At 62.9% G+C, this 24,522-nt stretch carries 23 protein-coding genes; 8 read left to right on the top strand and 15 right to left on the bottom strand.

The genetic code is table 11. The features are described 5' to 3' along the window. Positions 1-18: 18 nt before the first annotated feature. From SC1_RS10170 to SC1_RS10155, 4 genes are read right to left on the bottom strand one after another with little or no spacing between them, the layout of a single operon-like run. A complete protein-coding gene (locus SC1_RS10170; protein ID WP_062180947.1) occupies positions 19-1,410 on the bottom strand; it encodes a glutamine synthetase family protein in 1,392 nt (463 codons plus the stop codon). Between the two features lie 7 nt (positions 1,411-1,417). Then, a complete protein-coding gene (locus tag SC1_RS10165; RefSeq protein WP_062180944.1) occupies positions 1,418-2,761 on the bottom strand; it encodes an aspartate aminotransferase family protein in 1,344 nt (447 codons plus the stop codon). Beyond that, the gene (locus SC1_RS10160; protein WP_062180941.1) at positions 2,758-4,026 is read right to left on the bottom strand and encodes an FAD-binding oxidoreductase; all 1,269 of its coding nucleotides are present in this window, start codon (positions 4,024-4,026) and stop codon (positions 2,758-2,760) included. Before SC1_RS10160 ends, SC1_RS10165 begins: the two co-directional genes overlap by 4 nt. Positions 4,027-4,040: 14 nt before the next feature. Beyond that, positions 4,041-5,387, bottom strand: coding sequence for a glutamine synthetase family protein (locus SC1_RS10155; protein WP_062180934.1), 1,347 nt, complete (start codon positions 5,385-5,387; stop codon positions 4,041-4,043). A 239-nt stretch (positions 5,388-5,626) separates the two neighbouring features. Here SC1_RS10155 and SC1_RS10150 point away from each other — a divergent pair, with 239 nt between their 5' ends. Then, entirely contained in the window at positions 5,627-6,949 is a 1,323-nt protein-coding gene (locus SC1_RS10150) for an aspartate aminotransferase family protein (protein ID WP_062183919.1), read from the top strand. A 95-nt stretch (positions 6,950-7,044) separates the two neighbouring features. On the opposite strand, the gene SC1_RS10145 is transcribed toward SC1_RS10150, so the two are convergent. Next, on the bottom strand, positions 7,045-8,277 hold the full coding sequence (locus SC1_RS10145; protein WP_062180931.1) for a cell wall metabolism sensor histidine kinase WalK: 1,233 nt from the start codon (positions 8,275-8,277) through the stop codon (positions 7,045-7,047). 149 nt (positions 8,278-8,426) lie between these two features. On the opposite strand from SC1_RS10145, the gene SC1_RS10140 reads away from it, so the two are divergent. Both SC1_RS10140 and SC1_RS10135 read left to right on the top strand, forming a co-directional pair. Continuing rightward, positions 8,427-8,840 carry a hypothetical protein gene (locus tag SC1_RS10140; protein ID WP_062180928.1) on the top strand — a complete coding sequence of 138 codons (414 nt, stop codon included), beginning with the start codon at positions 8,427-8,429 and terminating at the stop codon, positions 8,838-8,840. Positions 8,841-8,897: 57 nt separating this feature from the next. Then, positions 8,898-9,899, top strand: coding sequence for a fumarylacetoacetate hydrolase family protein (locus SC1_RS10135; RefSeq protein WP_062180924.1), 1,002 nt, complete (start codon positions 8,898-8,900; stop codon positions 9,897-9,899). A gap of 60 nt (positions 9,900-9,959) precedes the next feature. Here SC1_RS10135 and SC1_RS10130 read toward each other — a convergent pair whose 3' ends face one another. Genes SC1_RS10130 through SC1_RS10100 form a run of 7 tightly spaced genes read right to left on the bottom strand, consistent with a single transcriptional unit; the run spans position 9,960 to position 17,083 of the window. Then, positions 9,960-10,997 (bottom strand): type II secretion system F family protein, encoded by a 1,038-nt coding sequence (locus SC1_RS10130; protein ID WP_062180921.1) that lies wholly within the window; start codon positions 10,995-10,997, stop codon positions 9,960-9,962. 12 nt (positions 10,998-11,009) lie between these two features. Beyond that, complete coding sequence (locus SC1_RS10125; RefSeq protein ID WP_062180918.1) at positions 11,010-11,978, bottom strand: type II secretion system F family protein; 969 nt, start codon at positions 11,976-11,978, stop codon at positions 11,010-11,012. 55 nt (positions 11,979-12,033) lie between these two features. Continuing rightward, positions 12,034-13,305, bottom strand: coding sequence for a pilus assembly protein CpaE (locus tag SC1_RS10120; protein ID WP_062180915.1), 1,272 nt, complete (start codon positions 13,303-13,305; stop codon positions 12,034-12,036). Continuing rightward, positions 13,302-13,943 carry a CpaD family pilus assembly protein gene (locus SC1_RS10115; RefSeq protein ID WP_062180912.1) on the bottom strand — a complete coding sequence of 214 codons (642 nt, stop codon included), beginning with the start codon at positions 13,941-13,943 and terminating at the stop codon, positions 13,302-13,304. The genes SC1_RS10120 and SC1_RS10115 overlap by 4 nt, the downstream gene beginning before the upstream one ends. A 25-nt stretch (positions 13,944-13,968) precedes the next feature. Further along, on the bottom strand, positions 13,969-15,513 hold the full coding sequence (locus SC1_RS10110; RefSeq protein ID WP_062180908.1) for a type II and III secretion system protein family protein: 1,545 nt from the start codon (positions 15,511-15,513) through the stop codon (positions 13,969-13,971). A 1-nt stretch (position 15,514) separates the two neighbouring features. Beyond that, a complete protein-coding gene (gene cpaB / locus SC1_RS10105; RefSeq protein ID WP_062180905.1) occupies positions 15,515-16,558 on the bottom strand; it encodes a Flp pilus assembly protein CpaB in 1,044 nt (347 codons plus the stop codon). Positions 16,559-16,612: 54 nt separating this feature from the next. Further along, positions 16,613-17,083, bottom strand: coding sequence for a prepilin peptidase (locus SC1_RS10100; RefSeq protein ID WP_238586648.1), 471 nt, complete (start codon positions 17,081-17,083; stop codon positions 16,613-16,615). A gap of 106 nt (positions 17,084-17,189) precedes the next feature. On the opposite strand from SC1_RS10100, the gene SC1_RS10095 reads away from it, so the two are divergent. Together SC1_RS10095 and SC1_RS21580 are read left to right on the top strand one after the other, a co-directional pair. Then, on the top strand, positions 17,190-18,320 hold the full coding sequence (locus tag SC1_RS10095; protein ID WP_062183916.1) for an FAD-binding oxidoreductase: 1,131 nt from the start codon (positions 17,190-17,192) through the stop codon (positions 18,318-18,320). A gap of 88 nt (positions 18,321-18,408) precedes the next feature. Continuing rightward, a complete protein-coding gene (locus SC1_RS21580; RefSeq protein ID WP_083435781.1) occupies positions 18,409-18,585 on the top strand; it encodes a DUF1508 domain-containing protein in 177 nt (58 codons plus the stop codon). A gap of 19 nt (positions 18,586-18,604) precedes the next feature. On the opposite strand, the gene rnhA is transcribed toward SC1_RS21580, so the two are convergent. The 3 genes from rnhA to ispH are packed head-to-tail and all read right to left on the bottom strand — an operon-like array spanning position 18,605 to position 20,984. Continuing rightward, positions 18,605-19,063 (bottom strand): ribonuclease HI, encoded by a 459-nt coding sequence (gene rnhA / locus SC1_RS10090; protein WP_062180899.1) that lies wholly within the window; start codon positions 19,061-19,063, stop codon positions 18,605-18,607. Next, positions 19,060-20,022, bottom strand: a complete 963-nt coding sequence (gene thrB, locus SC1_RS10085; protein WP_062180896.1) for a homoserine kinase — start codon at positions 20,020-20,022, stop codon at positions 19,060-19,062. The genes rnhA and thrB overlap by 4 nt, the downstream gene beginning before the upstream one ends. Beyond that, a complete protein-coding gene (ispH, locus tag SC1_RS10080) occupies positions 20,022-20,984 on the bottom strand; it encodes a 4-hydroxy-3-methylbut-2-enyl diphosphate reductase (RefSeq protein WP_062180893.1) in 963 nt (320 codons plus the stop codon). Before ispH ends, thrB begins: the two co-directional genes overlap by 1 nt. A 192-nt stretch (positions 20,985-21,176) precedes the next feature. Between ispH and SC1_RS10075 the strand changes: the two genes are divergently transcribed. From SC1_RS10075 to SC1_RS10065, 3 genes are all read left to right on the top strand, one after another. Then, on the top strand, positions 21,177-21,848 hold the full coding sequence (locus tag SC1_RS10075) for a hypothetical protein (protein WP_062180890.1): 672 nt from the start codon (positions 21,177-21,179) through the stop codon (positions 21,846-21,848). A 133-nt stretch (positions 21,849-21,981) separates the two neighbouring features. Continuing rightward, on the top strand, positions 21,982-23,709 hold the full coding sequence (gene argS, locus SC1_RS10070; RefSeq protein ID WP_062180887.1) for an arginine--tRNA ligase: 1,728 nt from the start codon (positions 21,982-21,984) through the stop codon (positions 23,707-23,709). Beyond that, positions 23,709-24,476 carry an SPOR domain-containing protein gene (locus SC1_RS10065; RefSeq protein ID WP_062180883.1) on the top strand — a complete coding sequence of 256 codons (768 nt, stop codon included), beginning with the start codon at positions 23,709-23,711 and terminating at the stop codon, positions 24,474-24,476. Before argS ends, SC1_RS10065 begins: the two co-directional genes overlap by 1 nt. Positions 24,477-24,522 lie beyond the last annotated feature (46 nt).

Here is a 24,522-nt window from a genome sequence, read left to right as displayed (position 1 = left end):
CAAGAATATTTGAAACTTTCATGCGTTGCGCAGGTACCAGTCGTAATCAAGCGTCGGAACGACGCTGAAATAATTGTCCTGTTCGACCCGCTTGACGATGCTGAACATGTCGACGAAGCGGTCGCCGAGATAGGCGCGCATCAGCTTCGATGCGTGGAAGCGGTCGACCGCGGCGAACCAGTTGGAGGGCGGCTTGTCGTCGCCCGAATTGTCGCGATCATAACCGTTGCCGACGACCGCCGCGCCCGGGTCGGTCTTGTTCGTCATGCCATGATGCATGCCCGCGAGGACGGCGGCGACCGCAAGATAGGGATTGGCGTCGGCACCGCACGCGCGATGCTCGACATGCCGGCTCGGCGGCGGGCCGACGGGGATGCGGAACGAGACCGTGCGGTTGTTCACGCCCCAGGTCGGTGCCACGGGGGCGTAGCTGTTCGCCTTGAAACGGCGATAGCTGTTCGCATGCGGCGCAAAGAGCGCGAAACCATCGCCGACACTGCCGATCATCCCGCCGATCGCGTGGCGTAACGCGGGGGTGCCCTCGGGGTCTTCGCTCGCAAAGATGTTTGCGCCCTTGTCGTCGTTGACCGAGACGTGAATGTGCATGCCGCTGCCTGCCTGATCGGCGAAGGGCTTGGCCATGAAGGTCGCCTCTAGTCCCTGCTGCTGCGCAATCGCCTTGACGAGGCGCTTGTACATGATTGCGTCGTCGCAGGCGCGCAGCGCATCGGGCTTGTGGCGCAACGTCAGTTCGAACTGGCCGGGCGCGAATTCGGATATTGCGCTTTCGAGCGGCAGGTCCTGAATGTCGGTCGCGGCATAAAGCGCGTCGAAGAAAGGCCGGAAATCGTCGAGTTCGCGGAGGCCATAAACCTCGACATTACGCGGCGTGTCGCGGCTGTAGGCCGGGCGGGCAGGGCGAACCTTGCCGTCGCGCGCGCGGCGCGGGTCGACGAGATAGAATTCGAGCTCGACCGCAAGAACCGGAGTCAGCCCGTCGGCGGTGAAACGGTCGATCACACCCCCCAGCACATGGCGAGGGTCGAGGTCGTGCGGCGTCCCATCGAGTTCGTAGAAATCGACGAGGAATTGCGCGGCATGGTCGCCGCCCCACGGCGTGCGGACGAGCGTGCCGGGGATCGGCTTCATCGATCGGTCGGCGTCGCCATCTTCCCAGACGAGGCCCGTTTCGACCGTGTCCTGACCGGTAATGTCGACGACTGTAATCGAGCCGGGGAACATGCGGCCACTTTCATAAACGGCCAGCACCTCATGCTGGCGGAGCCGCTTGCCGCGAGGCACGCCGCCGAAGTCGGTGTAGATCATCTCGATAGAATCGACGTCGGGATTGGCCTTGAAAAAGGCTTCGGCTTCCGACCGTGGCGCGATCACGCCCGATGACTTCGACATCGCCCCTCTACTCCTTCAATGCTCGCACGCAGTCGGCGAAGGCGCCAACCAACCGGTCGATCTGATCGTCGCCGGTAACCGGGCTCACCAACATCATATTGTGAAACGGCGCCAGCAAAATCCCGCGATTGGCGAGAAAGAGGTGGGTCGCCGCCTCCAACTCGGGATGCATGGCCGTCTTTGCCTCGCTGCCATTGTGGGGTGGGGTGAGGCAGGTCAGGAATTCGACGCGGGCGCCGACCTGTGTGACATGCCAGTCAAGGTCGGCGGCGGCGATTTCCTGTTCGAGCCCGGCGACGAGGCGTGCCGCGCCGCGCAGCATCTGGTCGTAGGCGGTGGGCGTGATGACGTCCGACAGCATCGCATCCATCGCGGTAATGGCGAGCGCGTTGGCGGATAGGGTGGTGCCGATACCGCTGTGCCCGGCGGGTCTCGCGGCGTTGAGCGCCGCCATGCGTTCGGCGACCTCTGCCGAAAATCCATAGACCGCGCACGGCACGCCGCCGCCGATCGACTTGCCGACGACCATCAAGTCGGGTTTCGGACCATGCACGGCGCCATGGCCACCATGGCCCGACGAGATTGTGTGCGTTTCGTCGAATATGAGCAACGTGCCTGTTTCATCGCACAATTTACGCAGAGTCGAGAGAAAGCCCGGCGCGTCGCGCACCATGCCCACATTGGTCATCACCGGTTCGGCGAGGACACAGGCGATGTCTCCGCCGCGAAGAGCCGACGCAAGCGCATGTTCGTCGTTGAATTCGATCACGGTCGTCGTGTCGCGAAGGTCGTGGACCTGTCCGATCAGGCTGGCACGCATCATCGGCGTTCCGGCCTTCAGATCGACGAAGGCATCGTCAACAGCGCCATGATAGGCCCCGTTGAAGGTCAGGATCTTGCGCCGCCCGCTGATCCCGCGGCACCAGCGGATCACCGCACGGTTTGCTTCGCTGGCGGTCGTAGTGACCTGCCATTGCGGTAGACCGAACATCGCGGCGAGCTTTTCGGACAGTGCCGCCCCCCGCTCCGTCGGGAGCATGTAGCTTAGCCCTTCGGTAGCCTGCCTCATCAGTGCGGCCGCGAGAGCAGGCGGTGAATGACCGAAAAGGCTGGCGGTATCGCCGAGGCAGAAGTCGTCGTAGTCCTGTCCGTCGATGCTGGTGAGCGTAGCATGTTTTGCCGATGCGGCGACGATCGGCACCGGGCTCGGCCAATCCTTCATCCAGTGGAAGGGAACCGATTGGAACCATCCCGTGGCCGCGGCATGGTGCGCGAAAGCGCGCGGGTTGGCAGCGCGGAAGCGTTCGGCCTCGATTGCCGCGACGCGGGCGATGGCCGCGTCGGCGATCACCCGAGCTTGTCCTTCATGGCGTAATAGAGCAGCCCGAGCGTCGCGAGCGGGCGGCGCAGCCACTTGCCGCCGGGAAAGGGCTGCGATGGCAGATTTGCGAGAATGTCGAAGCGTTCGGCGGTGCCTGCCACAGCCTCGGCAACCAGCTCGCCCGCGATGGTTGTCACCAATGCTCCATGACCCGAAAAGCCGTGCGCGTGGAAGATGTTCCCGCGCCGTCCGATATGCGGCAGCCGGTTCAGCGTCACCGCGACGACGCCGCCCCAGCCATAGTCGATCTTCGCGTCGGCGATCTGTGGGAACACCTTTGCCATATAAGGTCTTACGAACGCCGCGATGTCGCGCGGCGGCACCTGCGAATAGCTTTCACCGCCGCCAAAGATCAGGCGTTTGTCGGCCGAGAGGCGGAAATAATTGAGCACGAAGCGGCTGTCGGCGACCGCGGCGTCGGTCGGGAGCAGTTCGTCGGCGTTCGGCAGCGGCGCGGTCGCTACGTTATAATTCATGATCGGCACGGTGTAGCGGCCGAGGTCGGGCTCGACTTCGCCGATCCAACTATCAGTCGCGTCGATGACATAGCGCGCGCCGACATGCGCGCGGTCGGTCATCACGCCCGGCCCTTCGGGATTGTCGGTGATCTGGCGAACGCGCTCACCCTCCCAGATGCGGACCCCGGCGGCTTCGGCTGCACGGGCTAGGCCGATGGCGTAGTTCAGCGGGTGGAAATGACCGCCCTGCGGATCGTGGATGCCGCCATGATAGAGCGGGCTGGCGATATGGTCGCTCATGGCGTGCTTCTCGACGACCGCGCTCCGATAGTCGAAGCGGTTGGCGAGATATTCGGCTTCACGCTGCATCGTAGCGAAATCCTTCGGCGTCCACGCCGCCTCCAGATGACCGGCCTTCAGATCGCAGTCGATGCCATGTTTCGCGATCCGCGATTTTACACGGTTTTCGCGCCAGCACAGGTCGAACAGGGCGTCGGCGCGCTCGCGTCCGAACTCGTCTTCCAGTTCGGAGGCGGTCCAGCGAAGCCCCGGAATGAGCTGCCCGCCGTTACGGCCCGACGCGCCGAAGCCGATATGCTCGCGTTCGATCAGGATCACCGAAAAGCCTCGCTCGGCGCAGGCGAGCGCCGCCGATAGGCCGGTAAAGCCGCCGCCGATCACCGCCACGTCGAACGACAGATCCCGATCAATTTCATAGGAGGATCGCCACGGATGGACGGTCGCGGCATAATAGCTGTTCGCAAGCGGATCGGTCATAGTCGCAGCGCGGGTCAGACCCGCATCAACAGATGTTCGCGTTCCCAGCTCGATACCACCGACTGATAGTTGAACAGTTCATGATCCTTCACCGCGAAGAAGATTTCGAAGAAATCATCGCCGAGCAAATTGCGCACCTTCTTGCACGAGGCGAAACGGTCGAGCGCCGCCTCCAGCGTACGGGGAAGGGTGCGTGCGCGGTTGTACGCGCTGCCGGTGATCGGCTTTGCGGGGACCATCCGGTCGACCATCCCGATATAGCCGCAGATCAGCGAGGCAGCGATTGCGAGATAGGGATTGCTGTCGGCGCCCGGCAGGCGGTTTTCGACGCGGCGGTTGTTCTTGTCCGAGATCGGCACGCGGAACCCGCACGACCTGTTGTCCTCGCCCCACTGAACGTTGATCGGCGCTGCGCTGTCGGGGCGCATGCGGCGAAAACTGTTCACATTGGGTGCCCACAGCGGCGAGATTTGCGGCATGTAGCGCACCAGTCCCGCGATATAGCTGCGGAACATCGCGCTATCGCGGCCGTTGGCGGTCGAAAACAGATTCTTGCCCGACCCTGCATCGACCACCGACTGGTGAATGTGCATCGCGCTGCCCGGCTGACCCGCCATCGGATTCGCCATGAAGGTTGCGTAGACGCTGTGCTGTTTCGCAACATTGCGCACGACGCGCTTGAAGAGGAACACTTCGTCGGCGAGCCGCAGCGGGTCGCCATGCTCGAAATTCACCTCGAGTTGCGCGGCGCCCATTTCATGGATCATCGTATCGATATCGAGCCCCATCAGCTCGCAATCGTCATAGATATGATCGATGATATCCTCATATTCGTTCATCGCCTCCAGCCCATAGGGCTGGCTTGCCGTCTCGCTGCGTCCTGACTGGCCGACGGGCGGGGTCAGCGGAAAGTCGGGGTCGGCGTTCTGCGAGACGAGGTAGAATTCGACCTCGGGCGCGATGATCGGTTTCCAGCCCTTTTCGGCATAAAGCCCGAGGACCTTCTTAAGGATCGTCCGCGGCGCGATGTCGACCTCGCTCCCATCTCCGTTGAACGCGTCGGCGATCACGAAGGCGGTCGGCGAGGTGAAGCCGGGTGCGACGCAGATCGTGCTGGGGTCGGCGATCAATATCTTGTCGGGATCCTTGTCCCAGATATCATCAATATCCTCGGGATAATGGCCGTCGATCGTGCATATGAAGACACTGCCCGGAATGCGCAGCGACTTGTCCTTGACGGAGGAGAGGAACTTCTTGGCCGGCAGCACCTTGCCGCGCTGAACCCCGTTGATGTCGGGAACGATACATTCGACTTCGTCGATTTTATGGTCGCTGATCCATTGTTCCAGATTGACTGACATGAGCCCCCGATTGGGCCGAGGAGTCGGCCCGTTGTGGAGAGGGTAGCGTATCGCAAGCTTTCCACGAGCGCCAGTGGGGGCAGCTATTCGGCCATTTCCGGCATGATTACATGCCCGATTCTTTGCTTGCGCGAAAAGGGCAGGCGGCCATCCTGGTATCACGGGCTTGACCCGGCGTCGGCCTTTTCTCCAAGTAGGACGACGCGCCGACGCTATCCCGTGTGCGCAGCAAGGAGACGATGGTGATGAGGGGCGACAATGACCGGCTGGCTTCCTTCTGGATGCCCTTTACCGCCAATCGTTCGTACAAGGCGCACCCGCGCCAGCTCGTCTCTGCGAGCGGGATGTATTACCAGTCGTCGGACGGGCGCGATGTGCTCGACGGAACTTCAGGCCTTTGGTGCAGCAACGCAGGCCATTGCCGACCCGAGATTACCGAGGCGATCGCCAACGCCGCGGCGACCCTCGATTTCGCGCCAACCTTCCAGCTCGGGCATCCGCTTCCGTTCGAACTGGCGGAGCGGCTCGCCGCCCTGATGCCAGCGGGGCTCGACCGCATCTTTTTCACCAACAGCGGGTCGGAGTCGGTCGATACCGCGCTCAAGATTGCGCTCAATATCCAGCGCGCGAAGGGACAGGGCACGCGGACGCGGCTGATAGGGCGTGAGCGCGGCTATCATGGCACCGGCTTTGGTGGGATCAGCGTTGGCGGCCTCGTGAACAATCGCCGCGCCTTTGGCGGGGGATTGCCCGGCGTCGATCATATCCGCCATACGCACGACATCGAACGCAACGCCTTCACCCGCGGGTTCCCGCAACATGGAGCCGAACTTGCCGACGATCTCCAGCGCCTCGTCGACCTGCACGGCGCCGATACGATCGCGGCAGTGATCGTCGAGCCGATGGCGGGCTCGACCGGCGTGCTCGTCCCGCCAGTCGGCTATCTCCAGCGCCTGCGCGACATTTGCGACCGGCATGGCATCATCCTGATCTTCGACGAGGTGATCACCGCTTTCGGCCGCGTCGGCGGAGCAACGGCGGCAGAACAATGGGGCGTGACTCCCGATATCATCACGATGGCCAAGGGCCTCACCAATGCCGCGGTGCCGATGGGTGCGGTGGCGGTGAAGCGCGAACTTCACGATGCGGTGATCGACAGCGTGCCGGGCGGGATCGAGCTGTTTCACGGCTATACCTATTCGGGGCATCCGCTGGCGAGCGCCGCCGGTCTTGCAACGCTCGACCTCTATGCCCGGGACGGACTGTTCGACCGTGCGGGCGAACTGTCAGGCTATTGGGAAGATGCCGCGCACAACCTGAAGGGTGCGCGCCATGTCATCGACATTCGCACGATCGGTCTTGTCGCCGGGATCGAACTCGAACCGCGCCCGGGCGCTGCCACCGCACGCGCGATGGAATTGTTCCATGCGTGTTTCGACAATGGCCTGCTGGTACGCGCGACCGGCGACATCATTGCGCTGTCGCCGCCGCTGATCGTCGAAAAAAGCCAGATCGACGAGATGTTCGGGAGGCTGGGCGAGCTGTTGGATGGGATCGACTAGGATCGTCGATCCGGGGTTAGGTCATTGAGCTGCCAAACAATGCACCGCGCAGCCAGTGATGCGGGCATGCGCTATTGCGATAAATGGCTGATTGTCTACGCCTGACCCGCCAGCGGAAATGCCACCGAAACCCGTGTTCCCTTGCCAAGCTCGCTCGCGATATCAAGCTGCCCCTGATGACGCTCGCTGATGTGCTTGACGATCGCGAGGCCGAGGCCGGTACCGCCGACCGAGCGGCTGCGCGCTTCGTCGACACGATAGAAGCGTTCGGTCAGGCGCGGCAGATGATCGGGCGCGATGCCGTCGCCCTCGTCGCTGACCGACAGTCGGACGCGGCGGCCTTCGCGCGCCAGTTCGACCGTCACGGGCGTTCCAGCGTGGCCATATTTCATCGCGTTCGAAATGATATTGTGCGCGAGCTGCCCCAACTGCGCTTCGTCGCCGAACATTGGTTGCGGTTCGTCGCCCAGGCTTGCAACGATGTCTTTCGCGCGCGCCTGTTCGCTGTCGCGCAACTGCGCGATGGTCGTCCGGACGATCGCAGCAAGATCGACCTGCGCCGTTGGGCGCCGAAAACGGTCGGCCTCGACGCGTGAGATCGAGAGAAGGTCGATCACCAATTGTTGCATCCGTCCAGCCTCGCGGTGGATGATCGAAAGGAAGCGGCTTCGGGTCGGCGCATCGGTGTCGCCGTTCATGTCCTGCAAGGTTTCGACATAGCCCAGGATTGCCGCCAGCGGGGTCCTGAGTTCGTGGCTGGCATTGGCGACAAAATCGGATCGCATCCGGTCGGCAGCGTCGATGGCCGAACGGTCGGACAGGAAGATGATATTCTCGCTGCCCGACAATGCAGCGATCCGCATCGTCCAGCGTTGGCCGGGGCGCGGAAAGTCGATCAGATTGACCGTTTCGAGCGGCAGGTTCGCGTCGATTTGCGACAGCCAGTCGGTTGCCGCGGGATGGCGGATCGCGGTGCGGACATCCGCCCCGACAATATGCCGGCCAAGCAACCGGATCGCCGCGTCGTTGGCGATGGTCACAATATTGTCGGCGGTTCCGATCAGGGGCTCTTTTTCCTGATCGACCCAATGGGCAAAATCGGGGTGGCGGAGCAACGAGATCGGCGGGGCGACGGCAGCTACGGCGCCGACGTCCTTCGTGGCTGGCAAGGACATGGGTAGCGCGCTGTAGACCGTCGCCGCGGCGAGAAAACCCGCAAGCACCATGATCGCAATCGACAGCGGATCGCCCCCGGCCAGCGTGGCAAAGATCGCCGCGATGGCGACCAGCGTCAAAGCGATGACCAGGCTGGAAAGGCGATCGAACATCGTCGCTGCGCCTCGCACGAAGCGGGGATCGAGCGCAAGGATGTTTACGGTAATTAACGTCCCCTCGGCGAATGTCCCAAAGCGGGAAGGGCGAGGGGGCGGGCCGTCTTTTGCTTTTCCTTGACGGCTCATTAGGTTATGCGCGCGGCATGGAAAACGGCGACATTCCCGACGAAAATCCCGCAGGGGCGGACGAGGCTATTCCTTCGCGGCGAAGAATGCTGGCGCTCGGCGCGATGGGTGTGTCGGCCGCACTGACGATCCGCCCCGCCTTTGCGCAGACTGCGGTGTCTGTAATGAACTGTGAGATCCCCGTTCCGGGGCCGACCGGCGCCGGCAAATATATCGATACGGCGGGCAAGCTGGTTCCGCCGGGCACCAAGGGCGCCTTTCCGGGCTCGCCTCGCCCGTTTACAGGCGAGGAAGTGAAGCGCGCCTTCCGTGGACAGACGCTGCCGGGCACGACCTACAACCAGTCGCAGGCCTATCTTCAATATATCCGGCGCTTGCAGGCGGGGCAGAGCGGCTTTACCTGTTTCGCATCGATCACGACGACGCGCTGATTTTCGTTCCTTTGAGGCGATGTCGGTTCAGCCGCGCCGCCAGCCAAAGGAATTTCTGTGAAACTAGCTTCGCTCAAACAGGGTCGCGACGGTCGCTTGGTCGTCGTTTCGGACGATCTCGCCTGGTATGCCGATGCGGGCCAGATCGTGCCGACGATGCAGGCGGCGCTGGACAATTGGGCCTATGCCGCACCCCGGCTTGCGTCGCTGGCCGAGGATCTCAACCATGATGCGATCCCGAAGGATCGGTTTCATGAGCATGACGCCGCATCGCCGCTGCCGCGCGCCTATCAATGGGCGGACGGCAGCGCTTATGTGAACCATGTCGCGCTGGTGCGGCAGGCGCGCGGGGCCGAAATGCCCGACAGCTTCTGGCACGATCCGCTGATGTATCAGGGCGGAAGCGACGCGTTCCTGGGACCTCGCGACCCGATCCCGCTCGGCGATCCGGCCTGGGGCTGCGACATGGAGGCCGAGGTCGTCGTCGTCACCGGGGACGTTCCCAAAGGCATTGACGCGATTGCGGCGCGCGACACGATACTGCTCGTCGGGCTGACCAACGACGTATCGCTCCGTGGGCTGATCCCGGCGGAGCTCGCCAAGGGTTTCGGCTTTTTCCAGTCGAAGCCGTCGAGCGCGATGTCGCCGGTGTTCGTTACACCCGACGCGCTTGGTGAACGCTGGAAGGATGGCAAGCTGCACGGCACGCTGTCGGTTGATCTCAACGGCCAGCCGCTGGGGCGCGCCGATGCGGGGGTCGACATGACTTTCGATTTTGGGGCGCTGATCGCCCATGCGGCGAAGACACGCGATCTGGGCGCCGGCACGATCATCGGATCGGGCACGGTGTCGAATCGCGACGCCGATGGCGGGCCGGGCAGGCCGATCGCCGCGGGCGGCCTGGGCTATAGCTGCCTGGCCGAAGTGCGGACGGTGGAAACGATCCAGCAGGGCGAGCCGAAGACGCCGTTCATGCAGCAGGGCGACACGGTTCGCATCTGGATGGACGACGACCGCCATCACAGCATCTTCGGCGCGATCGAGCAGCGCGTCGGCTGATAGCAAGAGAGGGCGGAATTGCTTCCGCCCTCTCCCGATCTTACTCGCGCTACCGCTTGTTTAGCCGAAGCTGCCGCCGGACATCGCGTCGCTCAGCGAACATGCTGCTGGGCCGAGAATGACGATGAACAGCACCGGCAGGATGAACAGAATGAGCGGCACGGTCATGATTGCGGGCAAACGAGCTGCCTTTTCCTCAGCGCGCATCATGCGTTCATTCCGGAATTCGGCCGACAGAACGCGAAGCGCGCTCGCAAGCGGCGTGCCGTATTTTTCGGTCTGGATCATCGTCGTGACCACGCCCTTCACCGACTCCAGATTCACGCGGTAAGCGAAGTTTTCGAAGGCCTGACGGCGCTCGGTCAAGAAGCCGAGTTCAATCGACGTCAGAGCGAATTCTTCGCCGAGTTCGGGATAAGCGCGGCCCAGTTCCTTCGAGACGCGGGCAAAGGCGGAGTCGACGGTCAAGCCGGCCTCGGCGCAGATGACGAGTAGATCGAGCGCATCGGGAAGACCTTTACGGATCGCGTCGGTGCGCTTCTGGCGCATATTGTTGACGAACAGATCGGGCGCCTTGTAGCCAATGATCAATGCACCCATGGTGGACATTGAGCGTTTGAACGGCGTCAGATCGGGCCACATGTCGACCCAGTAGATCAGCAAGACGGCGAGCCCACCGAACAGGATCGGGAGGACCATGCGGCCAAAAATTACCGCCACGGCGAGATCCTTCGACCGGATACCGGCCTGCGCCAGCTTTTGCTGGACCTCTTTTATCTGCCCATCCTGCAACACCTGAAGCCTGTCGAGGAAGGTACGCATCCGATCGGCCGTCTGGTTCTTGCGAACCAGCCGAGCACGACGCTTCGCGGTCGAGGCGGTGATACCTGCCTTCAACTGTTCGCGACGATCGTTGAGGGCCTTGACCCGCTTGGTCATCGGATTGCGAACGGTTAGCGCGTTGTAAATCGCGAAAAGGACCGCAAATACGCCGACGGCCGCGAGCATGGTACCCGCCCATACGACGTCGATGCCCAGAATTTTCGGACCCGCCTGCGCGCCTGAAAAGGCCGAACTAAGTAGGAGGCTGCTGTTCATTTCTATGCCCCCTCAGATTTCAAAGTTGACCATTTTGGCCATGATGCCGGCGCCAATGCTCATCCAGATGAGACCACCCAACCCGGCGATGATGAGGCGCTCTTCGTAGAAGAAGCCTCCCAGATAGCTGGGGTTCATCGACCAGACGACGCCGAAGACGAAGAAGGGCAACGAGCCGACGATATAGGCGGAAGCCTTCGCTTCCGACGACATCGCACGAATTTTCAGCTTCATCTGCGCGCGCTTGCGCAGAACGTCGGACAGATTGGCCAGCGTTTCGGCCAGATTGCCGCCGGTTTCGCGCTGAATCTGGATCGTGATGCAAAAGAACTGGAATTCTGGAGTGCCGAGCATATCGGCCGATTCCTGCAATGCCGCTTCCATAGTGTTGCCGATGCGGATGCGTTCAATGATGCCCTTGAACTCCTCGCCGACGGGGCCGGGTAGTTCGTGGCTGACGACCTGGAAGGTTTCGGTGACCGGCAAACCCGACTTCAGCCCGCGTACCAGAAGGTCGATCGCGTCAGGAAAGCGGGCGTTGAATTTGGCGATGCGCCGCTTGATCGCTGATCCGACAACAAAATAGGGCAAGCCGAGCGCGAGGAACAAGCCGACCAGCCCGGCCATCAGAATTGGCGCGCGAACGATGAGCATGGCGCCGGTTACCACGACGAACACGATCATCGACGCGAACATATATTGCGTGAGGGTCCAGCTCTTGCCGGTCCTGCGTATCCGCTTCTCCAACTCGTCGCGACGGGGAAGCAGCGCGGTCAGCGATGAATCACCCTTGCGTCCTGACTGAATCGTTTTGCGCATCTGGGCCGCAACTACGGCTTCGGTCGAGTTCGCGTGACGGTCCTTGACCATCGCCAGCCGCCGCGTCTTCGCCTTTCCGGACGACGGTCCGCCGAGCAGGAACACGAGGAGGGCAAAAGCCAGGAAGGCCCCTGCGATGATAAGGATGACTGGCAGATTCATGGTCAGCTGATGCCCGCTTCTATCGCTGGACGTGGCGACGGCCCGGGGGCCGCCATCACGCCGCTTGTTTCACGCCCTTTTTCGTCAGCCCGAGCTTGCCGAGCAGCGAACCGCCCGATTTGCCCTTCGCCGCGACAATCTGCGCTTCCTCGGCTTCGACATCAGCGCCTTCGAGGATGATGCGCATCAGATTGTTCCATACCTGCGCCGCCTTCGTGCCTTTGCAGGTTTCAGCATAGGATTTGCCGAGCTTTGCCGACTGGGCGACCAGCTTGGGGTCGAATGGAATGACGATGTCGATCGGACGTTCGATCGAAGATTCAAATTCCTTGCGCGACAGTTCGCCGATGGCGTTCTGAAACTTGTTCGCGACCAAGACGACACGCGCGCCCGGAATATTCTGCTTGAACCAGGACAAGAGCCGGATCGTGTCGCGCGCCGCGGCAAGCGTAACGTCGCTAACGAGCAGGATCGTGCCGGCTTCAGACACAAGGTGCGGGAAGGGGATCAGTACCTGTCGCGGAATGTCGACGATCGTCATCTCGAATGCCGAGCGAAGTTCCTCTTCCAGCTGGAAAAAGGCAGAGCCATCGGTCATCACCGGCTGATGGATCGGCGCTTCCGCCGACAACAGGCTGAGCTTGTCCGATGCGCGCACCATCGCGCGCTCGATGAAAAGCCCGTCGATACGGCTGGGGTTGTCGATCGCATCGATCAGGCCGCGGCCCGGTTCGAGATCGAGCGTCAGTGCGCCCGTGCCGAAATGAACGTCGAGATCGAGCAGCGCGGTCTGACGGCCAGCCTGCTCGCTGATCGCCCACGCAAGCGAAGTCGCGACGAGCGACGCGCCGACACCGCCGCGAACGCCGACAACACCCATCATGTGATGCGGCTTGTCGTCGTGCATATCGGCATGTTTCGGCGCCGACAGCATGGCTTGCGCCATCGTGAGCGATTCGCGGACCTGTTCGAGCGAAAGCGGCTTCAGGAGATAATCCTGGATGCCGCTGGACAGCAGATCGCGGTACAGCCGAACGTCGTTGACCTGACCCGCGGCAATCACGACGGTGCCCGGCTCGCAGACCTCCGCCAGCGCATTGATGTCGTTGATCGGGTCGCCTGATTCAGACATGTCGACAAACAGGATGTTCGGGCTGGCCGACACCGACAGCGATTGCACCGCATTGCGCAGGCCGCCCTTGTTACACTTTTCGATCGGCCAGCCCATGTCGTTGGCCGCGGCGCGGATCAGCTCGAGCGTATCGTCATCGCAGACGAAGGCATTAAACGGATCGCGCAATCCTGCTGATTTGAAAGGAGCGTTCACTGGCTGCCTCCGCTGGTGGGTGCCTTGGTCAGTTCGCCGGCACCGGTCTGGGGTTTGGTACGATAGGTCTGGATCGCGCGCGTTGCCGCGGCCGGGTCGCTGCCGGTATTGCTGGCGCCCTTGATCAGGTCGTTCGGATCGGCGACCATCGCAGCAAGATTGCTGTTCGTCGCGCAGCCATAGTTCGACGATGTCGAATTGGTCGGATTGATCGACGACTTGCTCTCCCAGTTGGGACAGCCAGGTACCGATGCCGATGCCCGCGTCACGACGATGCGCATGTGGCCGTCGGGCACGGCTCCGGTCGTGACTGGAACGTCGGTGCTGAGCAGCAATCCGCGGCGCTCGACCATCGCACGGACCGTCGCCTGTGCAGCGCTTGAACCATAGAGCGACGGGTCCTCAAGTGCGACGCGGTCGCCGTAGCGAACTCCCATCGCGTCGAGCCAGCCCTGCAGGCGACCCTGTTCGCTCGGAGGCAGTTCGCCGTTGGCCGCCGCAACATCAAACTGATAGATGCTGTTGCGCACGACCGGCTGGTGCACCGAGTCCAGACTGTGGTTGCTATTGGCGGCACCGGTACAGCCGGCGAGCGACGTGGCCACAGCCAGAACCGTCCAAGTTGCGATTTTTTTCATCACTTTGCTCCTGAAATCCGGCGCGTCACTTGATGCTGAAACCGGGCGACGCGTCGCCGCTGCCCCGCGGACGATCGGCATCGCCGACGCTGGTATCGAGCCGCGGTTTGGGGCGGTCGCCGCCAGTTACGCCATTGCTGGTCTGGTTGAGCAGGAGGCGCTGAAGATCGTTCGGGTCCTGATAGGCATCGGTGGGAAGCTTGATGTCATTTGCGGACACCGGCTGGACCAGATACGGCGTCACGACGATGACGAGTTCGGTTTCGCCACGGCGGAAGCTGTCCGATTTGAACAGCATGCCGAGCACCGGGACATCGCCGAGGCCGGGAAGCTTGTCGATGGCACCGATAGACCGGTTGTTTAGCAGCCCCGCGATCATGAAACTCTCGCCCGAGCCCAGCTCGACCGTAGTTTCGGCGCGGCGGATCGTGAGAGCCGGAACCTGAAAGCCCTGCATTTCGATCGCGCCCTCGGTCGACAGTTCCGACACTTCGGGGCGGACACGCAGGCTGATCCGGCCGTTGGACAACACCGTCGGCGTATAAGCCAGGCTGACACCATATTTGCGATATTCGATTGTCGTCCCGGCGAAATTGCCCGGGATCGGCACGGGAAACTCGCCGCCTGCCAGGAAGTCAGCGGTTTCGCCCGAAATGGCGGTCAAATTTGGCTGCGCCAGCGTAGCGACCAGACCCGAGCGTTCGCCGATATCGAGCGAAGCGATCAGATCGAGACCGAACAGGCGGCCAGCGCCCGCGAGGCTGCGCGTACCCGTCGGCGTCGTGACCTGATATTGAGTGCCAAGGTACGGCGAATTGATCGGCTGGCCTGTGACGGGATCGTACGGGCGGGGCACGGGGCTACCGGGGAACACCGCCGTCGGCGCAGGGACCGGCGTAATCGTGCCGGGGTTCCGGCCACCGAAGACTCCGGCCAAGAAGCCGCCCGTCGAATCGCGGGTCAGGACGTTGCCGCTGATTTCCTTGACCAGCGAGCGGTTTACTTCGGCGATCCGGACCTGCAGATTGACTTGCAGCGGTGTCGCCGTGCGAAGACGCGATAGAACCTTGGTCTCTTCGCCGACAAAAGCCTGTACCAGCCGTTCGGCTTCGGCGGCATCGTCAGGCGATTTCACCGTTCCCGTGAGCAGCACGAAGCCGTTCATCGGGTTCGCCGAAATACTGGCGTCCGGCATCGCGAGCGAAAGCATCTGATCGATCGTCTCGATGTTGTTGCCGACGCGGGCGACGGTCGAGAAAACGACGCGGCCGCTGGCATCGGTGGCATAGATGCTGGTTTCTCCGGGCTTTTTGCCAAAGATGTAGAGCTGGCGACCCGAACGCACCTGGACGTCGGCGACTTCGTCATTGGCGACAAAGACGTCGGACATCGAGGCGGGAAGGCTGACCAGCCGGCCGCGGCCCACCGATAGTTCGATGCTGCTGCTCGCGTTCTGGACGGCCTGTGCGATAACGGGCGCCGAAGGAGCTGCTGCCAGAGTGGCTGCGACGAGGCCTATCGCCAGGGTGCGGGCCATGGCCGCCGCCTTGAGTTTGGCTGTGCTGTTCATCTTACTTACCCCCGACCGGAACTTCGGTCATCTTGTCGCCGCGGGTCACGCGCACGACCGGACCGGTCGGAACGGACACGGGGCGCCCCCCATAGGATTGCGTGGAACCGCTGTTGTTCGTTGACGCCTGCGGTGCCCGCGGTGCCGTCACACGGCCGCGTACCGGGATCCAGAAGCGCGAGACGTCGCCACCGGTCGTCGCCGACGAGCGGCTCGAGGTCGGACGTGCAGCGGCTTCGGCCAGCATCTTCCGTTCAGCATTAGCGCCGCCAGTGGCCGGAACATTGACTTCGCCCGACGCGATTGCCGCGTCGAGTTCGCCGGCGCTTTCGGCCAGTGGACGCAGCGCGAGCGAAAGTTTGCCCATGTCCTGCGCGACGGCGATCTTTTCGGCGATTTCGGGTGTTGCTTCGAGAGTCACCGAACCGAAGGTGCGGACCGGGGTCTTCCCCGTTTCGTCTTCGGCATCAAAGCGCTGGTCAGTCGCCAGAATACGGACGTTACGGACGATCGTTTCGGCGGTGAACAATTCCTTGTCTGGATAGCTCGAGTTCTCCGAATCGACCGAGATGCGCTGCGCGAGAACCACGTCGACGCGGTCACCCGGAAAAACGAACCCGGCGACGCCTTGTTCCTGGCTGACCTTGACCGTGACGGCACGCATGCCCGGGCCAAGCGCCGCAGCGAGGAAGCCGCGGTCGTCGGGATGGACCAGAGCGCCCTGTGTCAGGGGCTGGCCCGCCGTGATTGGATAGCGCACGACGGTCCCGACCAGCGTATTCACGTCGGTCTTGTCCTTCATGAAATAGGCCTTTTCGACCAGTTCCTTCGGCCAGGGCTGAAAGCGGAAGCTGTCCGGGCCAACGATCGTACCGACGGGCAACTGCCGTGTCGCAACGAGGATCATCGGACCGGTAATCTCCGGTGCCGCGGCCGCGCGGGCCTGTGGCGCCGCCGCTCCGCGCATAATCTGGTTGACCCCGAACGCCGCGCCGATGGCAATCACCAGCGCGCCGACGATCAGCATAATCTTTCGCGTATCCATGACGATTTGTCGCCCTCCTGCACCCACCAGAGACGGTCGTGCTTTTCCCTCAGGTCATCCGATAACCTGAAACTGGTTAAGATATTGTTGGTGAAGCGCCCAAAGGCCTGCTGCGGCGATGGCGACCCCATAGGGGACCTCGACCGGCTTGTCCGAAGGACGCAATTTCATATGGATAAGCATCACTGCCGACAGGATGCCGCCGGCGACCGCCATGATCGTCAGCATTGGGACGAATAGGGGTAGCGGGATCCAAAGCATCACCGCGCCGATCATTTTGACATCGCCGCCACCCATCGCGCCGACAGCGAACAGTCCGGCAAAGATCAGGAAGATGGCGAATGCCGCGCCGAACTGGATCGGAACGTCGGGCCAAAAGGCCAGGCCGGTCGCGATCCAGAAAGGGATTGCAAGCAGCGCTATCGCTGCGTTGAGTTGGTTCGAAATGCTGCGCGACCGCAGGTCGCTGATCGCTGCTGCGATCATCAGCGCGCCGAGCAGGACCATCAGCCCCAGGGAGATCATGCCGCTTTCCATCGGCTTTCTCATAGGCAACATGGCTTACCAAAGAGTAACCATGCTGCTGGCACGCGCTGCTTGCATTCCGCGGTTCAACCGATATGCGGCGGGCATGACCGCCGCGCCGCCTTCCACTACCGATGTGCTGATCGTCGGCGCAGGGATCGCCGGCGCGAGCCTAGCGGCAGCGCTCGCGCCCTCTCGCCGAGTCATGCTGGTAGAGGCCGAGGAGGCCCCCGGTTACCACGCGACGGGCAGGTCGGCCGCTTTCTGGCACGAAAGTTATGGCGGAGTGGCGGTGCAGCCGCTGACCCACGCGTCCTTCGAAGCACTGAACAATCCCGACCCCGAATTTTCGGATATGGGCTTCCTGTCGCCGCGCGGAGCCTTGACCCTGGGCCGGCAGTCCGACGCGGCGGCCGTCGACGCGTTCGTCGCCGAGTTCGCAGCACAAGGCGTGGATGTGGTACGGATGTCGGGTGCCGAGGTCTCCGGCAGAATTCCGGGCCTTCGCCCCGAATGGAGCGAAGCCGCCTATGAATCCGCCTGCCGCGATATCGATGTCGCCCGCCTCCATGCCGCCTATCTGCGCGCGGCGAAGCGGGCCGGCGCGAGGCTGGTCACGCGCGCGCCCTTGAGGCGCGCGCGCCGCGTTAGCGCCGGCTGGGAGGTCGAACTGGGCGGCGCTCGGGTCCATGCGGCGCTGATCGTCAACGCCGCCGGGGCATGGGCAGACGAGGTTGCTGTGGCATGTGGGATCGCGCCAGTCGGCATCCAGCCCTATCGCCGGACGGTGATGCAAATCCGGCTGGGAGTTCCGGTTCCCGCCGACTTCCCGTTGGTGGTCCACGTTGGCGGCGAATTCTATTTCAAGGGTCAGAGCGAGGGGCGCGTCTGGCTGACTCCCCATGACGAGACGCCGACGGCTCCGCACGATGCTGCGCCTGAAGAACTCGATGTAGCGCTGGCGATCGACCGGATGCAGTCGGTGGTCGATTGGCCGGTCGCGGCCGTCGAACGTAAATGGGCAGGCTTGCGCAGCTTCGCACCCGACCGCGTCCCCGTGTTCGGCGCCGATCGACATGAAAGCACTTTTATCTGGTGCGCAGGGCAGGGCGGTGTCGGCATCCAGACCTCTCCAGCGATTGCCGCGCTCCTCGCGGCGGAGTTGGGCGCGCCGCTGCCCGGCGGTGCGATCGGCAGCGTCGATCCTGCGCCTTTTGCAGCATCGCGCTTTCGCTGAGCGATCTGACCGCTTGCGCGACGAAACGACTGGATTACCATAGGCTTGGCTGCGCCACCCCGGGCGCCGCCGACATGTGGAGGATGGTATGGCCCATTATTTCGAGATCAAGAAGAACAAGGCCGGCGAATTTGTCGCCTATTTCAAATATAATAGCGAACCCATCTTCTGGACCGAGGGCTATAGCAGCAAGGCTTCCGCGAAGAACGCAATCGAGTCGATCCTGAAGAATGGGCCGACCGCAGAAGTGCGCGAAACCGAATAAGACCGAAGCGCGCGGGCGCTTAGCGTGCCCGCGCCACTTTCAAGGCTGCATCGCTCGCGAGTTGGTCGGCGAGTTCATTGTCGCCGTGGCCTGCATGGCCCTTCACCCAAATCCATTCTACCTTGTGCCGGGCATTTTCCTTGACGAGGCGCTGCCACAGATCGGCGTTGGCGACCGGCTTTTTCGCCGCCGTCTTCCAGCCATTCCTCTGCCAGCCGAAAACCCATTTGGTGATGCCGTCGCGAACATAGACGCTGTCGGTCGACAATTCGACGTTGCAACTGCGCTTGAGAGCGGCAAGTGCCTCGATCGCCGCCAGCAATTCCATGCGATTGTTCGTTGTGTCGGGCTCACCGCCGGAGAGGGTCTTCACTACATCCCCCCACCGTAGCACTGCGCCCCATCCGCCGGGCCCCGGGTTGCCCTTGCACGCACCGTCGGTGGCGACGATCACGGTCTTGCCGATGCTCTCGCTCATCCGACTGCGAACAAGCCGGCGGCGTCGGCGGCGCTATAACGTTGCAGCCGGGCGAGGAACGGAGAGGGATCCTTGCGCGTGACAAGGGCGTCGGCGGGGGTATGAACCCAATCATGCGCGCGCGTCAGCAGGAAGCGTAGCGACGCGCCGCGCGCGAGCAGCGGCAGCGCGGCGACCTCGGCATTAGATAAAGTGATCTCGCGGGTATAGCCGCGCATCAGCGCTTCGGCGCGGGCAGGGTCACAATATTTCCCGTCGGTGGAAAAGGCCCAGGACGCGTGCGTAATGACCAAGTCATAGGCGCGAAAGTCGCTCGCCGCGAAATAGAAGTCGATCAGCCCGGTGACCCGGTCGCCGAGCATCAACACATTGTCGGGAAACAGGTCGGCGTGAATGACATGCATGGGCAGGTCATGCGGCCAATGCGCATCGAGATAGGCGAGCTCTTCATCGACGATCGACTGGAGGCCGGGCAACACCACGTCGAGGTCGCCGGTCGCCTCGGCAACGCTTCGCCAATGGCTATGGCCCATGCTGTTCTCGCGCGCACCCGAATAATCCTCGAGGGCGCGGTGCATCGCGCCGAGCGCTTTACCCGCCGCTTCGCACTGAGAAGGGGTCGGCTGGGTCAGCGAAATACCGGGTAGGAACTGGATCACGCACGCGGCGCGGCCCGATATCTGCTGGATTGCGGCACCGCTCCGATCGCGGATCATCGCCGGGACCGGGCAGTTCTGGGTGGCAAGATGGCTCAGCAGATCGACAAAGAAGGGGAGGTCGCCCTCGCTGACCCGCTTTTCATAAAGCGTCAGAATGAAGCGGCCACCTGTCGTTTCGAGCAGGAAGTTGCTGTTCTCCACACCCTCGGCAATGCCTTTGCACGAAACGACCGTGCCGATGTCATACCGGGCCACCAGCGTTGCAAGATCGTCGGGCTCGACGTGCGTGTAGACAGCCATCAGGCAGCTTCGAGCCCGCGCGGCAGTTTGAAGACCATATTTTCTTCGGCGGTGACCACGACATCCTCGACGACCGAGCGGACAGCGGCGACGGCGTCGATGACTTCGCGAACCAGCGTTTCGGGCGCGCTCGCGCCCGCGGTAATGCCAAGCGTGCCGATGCCCTCAAGCCATGCCGGATCGACGTCAGTACCGCGCTGGACGAGATGCGCCGGGGTTCCGAGCCGTTCGGCAACCTCGACGAGGCGCAGGCTGTTCGAGCTGTTGGGAGCGCCGATCACGATCATGCGATCGCACTGTCCCGCGATGGCCTTCACTGCGTCCTGTCGGTTCGACGTCGCGTAGCAGATGTCCTCGCCGCGCGGCCCGGCGATTGCAGGAAAACGGTGCTGGAGTGCAGCGATGATATCGCGCGTATCGTCGACTGACAGAGTCGTTTGCGTCAGAAAGGACAACATCTCGGGATCGCCGGGTGACAGGGCGGCGACGTCATCGACCGATTCGACCAATGTCATCGCGCCTTTGGGAAGCTGGCCGAGCGTCCCAATGACTTCCGGATGGCCGGCGTGGCCCACAAAAATGATATGCCGTCCGGCCTCGTAAACGCGCTCGGCCTGACGGTGGACTTTCGATACAAGCGGGCAGGTGGCGTCGATATAGTCGAGCCCCCGCATCTCGGCCTTTGCGGGGACCGCTTTGGGCACGCCGTGCGCGCTGAACACGACGGGCACGCCATCGGGAACCTGATCGAGCGATTCGACGAAAATCGCACCCATGGCCTTCAACGAGTCCACGACATAACGATTGTGGACGATCTCGTGCCGGACATAGACCGGCGCGCCATATTTCAGGAGCGCGAGTTCGACGATACGGATCGCGCGGTCAACGCCGGCGCAAAAACCTCGCGGCGCGGCGATCAAAACCTTGAGTTCTGCCGCTTCACTGCCTTCTGCGTGCGTCATCGGATGGGGAGCGTTCATGATGCGCGGGCTCTAGCGCAGCAAGCCATCCGGGGTAAAGCCGCTTCGTCCCCGCCCGCATTCTTGTTCTCTTTGTTGCGCCGCGTTCATCGCACCGATAAGAAGCGGCGCGCATGAAGCGGGATCAATTGTCCCGACGCCTGTCAAAGCGCCTGTTTGGAAAGCCCGTTTATCATGATGTCCATTTCGTTTCCGTCCCGTAAGTTTCTGACCGTGCTGTGCGGCACGGCAGCCATGGCGACGGTGGCGGGATGCGCGAAGGATAATGAAATCGATCTCGCGGGCGGCGTCGGCATCACTGCAACGCGGAGTGCTTGCCCGGCAGTGGCGATCCCGCTCCACACAGGCGATATCACGCTGTTCGACCCTGCGACGAGCCGCGATGCCAGCGCCGTCGATGTGGTTGCCGCGATTACCAACATCACCCCGCAGTGCAACGACACGGGCGAAAAAGTCTATCAGCTTGCCAGCTTCGACGTCGTCGCTACGCGCCGCGATGCCGGACCGGCGCGCGCGGTTACCTTGCCCTATTATGCGACCGTCCTGCAGGGCGGCACCGCTGTCGTTGCGAAGCGGCTCGGTAACGTCACCGTGAATTTCGCCGAAGGACAGGTGCGCGGCACCGGGCGGGGGCAGGCGTCGGCCTATGTCGACCGTGCGGCGTCGACATTGCCCGCCGACATACAGGAACGCATCACTCGCAAGCGCAAGGCGGGCGATCAGGACGCAGCAGTCGATCCGCTCAGCCTTCCCGAGGTCCGCGCGGCCGTGCAGCGTTCGAGCTTCGAATTGCTCGTCGGCTTCCAACTGACGCAGGATCAGCTCGAATATAACGTCCGACGATAAGCTCGCGGCGGCGTTCCGGCGCCGTTCGCATTTTCACGCCCCGCGCGCCGCCGTGCGACGCGGGGCTTTTCGCGCCCGCCCACCTGTTATAGGGCGCGCGCAAGTCCTTCCGATCGAAGATAGGCCAAGCCCCGTGACTCTGTTCAGCCGCTTTTCCGACCATATCGGCACCGCGCTCGATGCGCTGGTCGCCCGCGACGCACTCCCTTCGGGGCTCGACCGTTCGGCCATAAGCGTCGAGCCTCCGCGTGATCCCGCACATGGCGACGTCGCCACGAACGCCGCGATGGTACTCGCGAAGCCCGCAGGTATGAACCCGCGCGCGCTCGCGGATCTCCTCGTCGCCGAACTTGGCACGCTGGACGAAGTGACAGAGGCGAGTGTCGCCGGCCCCGGCTTCATCAACTTGCGCGTTGCCAGCGACAGCTGGCGCGACGAACTCGCGCTGATTTTCAGCGAGGGCGGCGATTATGGCCGCTCGGCGATGGGGCAGGGGCGTCGCGTCAATGTCGAATATGTCTCGGCGAACCCAACTGGCCCGATGCACGTCGGCCACTGCCGCGGCGCCGTCGTCGGCGACGCGCTCGCCGCGCTGCTAGAATATGCCGGGCACGAAGTGATCCGCGAATATTATGTCAACGATGCAGGCGCGCAGGTCGATGTCCTCGCCCGGTCGGTCCACATGCGTTACCGCGAGGCGCTTGGCGAAGACATCGGCGCCATCCCCGAGGGGCTCTATCCCGGCGACTATCTGATGCCCGTCGGCGACAAACTTGCCGCCGAATATGGCGACCGGTTCGTCGATGCGCCCGAAAGCGCCTGGCTCGGACTATTCCGCGCCGAAGCGGTCAGTGCGATGATGGACATGATCCGCGCGGACCTCGCGAAGCTTGGCATTCATCACGATCTTTTCTCGTCCGAAGCCGAGCTGCAGGCCGAGGGCAAGCCGGCCGCCGCAGAGAAATGGCTGCGCGACCATGACCTCGTCTATGACGGCCAGCTTGAAGCGCCGAAGGGCGAGACGCCCGAAGATTGGGAGCCGGTCGAACTGCCGCTGTTCCGTTCGACACAATTCGGCGACGATCAGGACCGCCCGATCAAGAAGTCGGACGGTAGCTGGACCTATTTCGGCGCCGACCTCGCTTATCATTTCCAGAAAAGCCAGAACGCCGACGAACTGATCGATATCTGGGGCGCAGACCATGCGGGGACCGTCAAGCGGATCAAGGCCGCGGTGGCAGCGCTCACGGGCGGCAAAACGCGTTTCGACGTCAAACTTGTGCAGATGGTGCGGCTGCTAAAAAATGGCGAACCGTTCAAGATGTCGAAGCGCGCGGGCAATTTCGTGACGCTGGCCGATGTCGTCGACGAGGTTGGCAAAGACGCGGTCCGCTTCACGATGTTGACGCGGAAAGCCGATGCCCAAATGGATTTCGACTTTGCCAAGGTAGTCGAGGCATCGCGCGACAATCCCGTGTGGTATCTGCAATATGCCAACGCCCGTATCGCGCGACTGCGCAAGAAAGCCGCCGACGCCGGGATCGAGCTGCCTACCCCGGCACCTGGGCGGCTTAACGAGCATGAACTGGGGCTGATCAAACTGCTCGCGCAATTTCCGCGGACCGTCGAAGCCGCGGCATCGGCGCGTGAACCGCACCGGATTGCTTTCTACCTTGCCGACGTCGCCGCGGCCTTCCATGCTTGGTACAACCTCGGCAACGACGACGCGGGCCTTCGGATCGTTCTGGACAATGACCCGGAATTGACCGCGACGCGCCTTTATTTGGCCGATGGAATCGGGCAGGTTATCCGCAACGGGCTGTCCCTGATGGGGGTAGAGGCGATCGAGGAGATGAACTGATGGCCGGGGACAAGAATGCGGAGCAGGGCGACGCTGGGCTCGGCCTTGAGGACGAGGATCGGCTGCCCTGGCTTGAAGCCGCTGACGGGTTCGAAGAAGATGGCGAAGTTTCGCCCGCGCGCTTGCTCGTGATGGTGCTCGGAGGCTTGCTGCTAATCGGCGTGGTTCTCGGCGGCCTGTGGTGGGTTCAAAATGGCGGCGCGCGCGGCAAGGGTGAACTGATCGCGGCGCAGCAGGGAGACTATAAGGTCGCGCCCAAGACCGATGGCGCCAAGACGTTCGAAGGCGAGGGCGATGCGAGCTTCTCGGCCAGCGAAGGCGCCGAGCCTGCCGGCAAGGTCGACCCGACGCGCATGCCTGAAGAACCCGCGGTGACGCCCGAGGAACGCGAGGCTGCGGCCAAGAAGGTCGCCGCAGATAAGGCTGCCGCTGCCAAGGCGAGCGCTGCAAAGGCTGGCCCGGCGGACAAGGCGAAAGTGGCGGCAGCGGCGCCAAAAACGCCCGATGGCGAAGCCAAACCTGTGGCGACCGGTGGAGCGGTGATCCAGCTTGGGGCGTTTAGCAGCGACGCTGCGGCAGCGAAGGCGTGGACGAACCTTTCGAAGCGCTTTGCCTATCTAGCGGAACTCAACAAATCGGTTTCGCCTGCTAAAATCGGCGATGGCACGGTCTATCGCCTGCGCGTTTCGGCAGGAACCGCAGCCAACGCTTCGAATTTGTGCGGAAAATTGCGCGTTGCCGGTGAAAATTGCGTCGTCGTTCGCTGATTCGGCCCGTTTGGCCGCAGACTCTGTTGGTGCAAATCCGTCGCCA

Origin of the sequence: Sphingopyxis sp. C-1, assembly GCF_001047015.1 — a bacterium.
Taxonomy (GTDB): Bacteria; Pseudomonadota; Alphaproteobacteria; order Sphingomonadales; family Sphingomonadaceae; genus Sphingopyxis.
This window is presented reverse-complemented; position numbering and strand designations above follow the sequence as displayed.

What these genes read in the sequence shown, in the direction of transcription:
- SC1_RS10145 (WP_062180931.1), bottom strand. Translation starts at nt 8,277, where the DNA reads ATGTTCGATCGCCTTTCCAGCCTGGTCATCGCTTTGACGCTGGTCGCC.
- SC1_RS10125 (WP_062180918.1), bottom strand. Translation starts at nt 11,978, where the DNA reads ATGAATCTGCCAGTCATCCTTATCATCGCAGGGGCCTTCCTGGCTTTT.
- SC1_RS10155 (WP_062180934.1), bottom strand. Translation starts at nt 5,387, where the DNA reads ATGTCAGTCAATCTGGAACAATGGATCAGCGACCATAAAATCGACGAA.
- cpaB (WP_062180905.1), bottom strand. Translation starts at nt 16,558, where the DNA reads ATGGATACGCGAAAGATTATGCTGATCGTCGGCGCGCTGGTGATTGCC.
- SC1_RS21580 (WP_083435781.1), top strand. Translation starts at nt 18,409, where the DNA reads ATGGCCCATTATTTCGAGATCAAGAAGAACAAGGCCGGCGAATTTGTC.
- SC1_RS10160 (WP_062180941.1), bottom strand. Translation starts at nt 4,026, where the DNA reads ATGACCGATCCGCTTGCGAACAGCTATTATGCCGCGACCGTCCATCCG.
- ispH (WP_062180893.1), bottom strand. Translation starts at nt 20,984, where the DNA reads ATGACGCACGCAGAAGGCAGTGAAGCGGCAGAACTCAAGGTTTTGATC.
- SC1_RS10150 (WP_062183919.1), top strand. Translation starts at nt 5,627, where the DNA reads ATGGTGATGAGGGGCGACAATGACCGGCTGGCTTCCTTCTGGATGCCC.
- SC1_RS10065 (WP_062180883.1), top strand. Translation starts at nt 23,709, where the DNA reads ATGGCCGGGGACAAGAATGCGGAGCAGGGCGACGCTGGGCTCGGCCTT.
- SC1_RS10100 (WP_238586648.1), bottom strand. Translation starts at nt 17,083, where the DNA reads ATGATCTCCCTGGGGCTGATGGTCCTGCTCGGCGCGCTGATGATCGCA.
- SC1_RS10095 (WP_062183916.1), top strand. Translation starts at nt 17,190, where the DNA reads ATGACCGCCGCGCCGCCTTCCACTACCGATGTGCTGATCGTCGGCGCA.
- SC1_RS10130 (WP_062180921.1), bottom strand. Translation starts at nt 10,997, where the DNA reads ATGAACAGCAGCCTCCTACTTAGTTCGGCCTTTTCAGGCGCGCAGGCG.
- rnhA (WP_062180899.1), bottom strand. Translation starts at nt 19,063, where the DNA reads ATGAGCGAGAGCATCGGCAAGACCGTGATCGTCGCCACCGACGGTGCG.
- SC1_RS10075 (WP_062180890.1), top strand. Translation starts at nt 21,177, where the DNA reads ATGATGTCCATTTCGTTTCCGTCCCGTAAGTTTCTGACCGTGCTGTGC.
- thrB (WP_062180896.1), bottom strand. Translation starts at nt 20,022, where the DNA reads ATGGCTGTCTACACGCACGTCGAGCCCGACGATCTTGCAACGCTGGTG.
- SC1_RS10115 (WP_062180912.1), bottom strand. Translation starts at nt 13,943, where the DNA reads ATGAAAAAAATCGCAACTTGGACGGTTCTGGCTGTGGCCACGTCGCTC.
- SC1_RS10140 (WP_062180928.1), top strand. Translation starts at nt 8,427, where the DNA reads ATGGAAAACGGCGACATTCCCGACGAAAATCCCGCAGGGGCGGACGAG.
- SC1_RS10170 (WP_062180947.1), bottom strand. Translation starts at nt 1,410, where the DNA reads ATGTCGAAGTCATCGGGCGTGATCGCGCCACGGTCGGAAGCCGAAGCC.
- SC1_RS10110 (WP_062180908.1), bottom strand. Translation starts at nt 15,513, where the DNA reads ATGAACAGCACAGCCAAACTCAAGGCGGCGGCCATGGCCCGCACCCTG.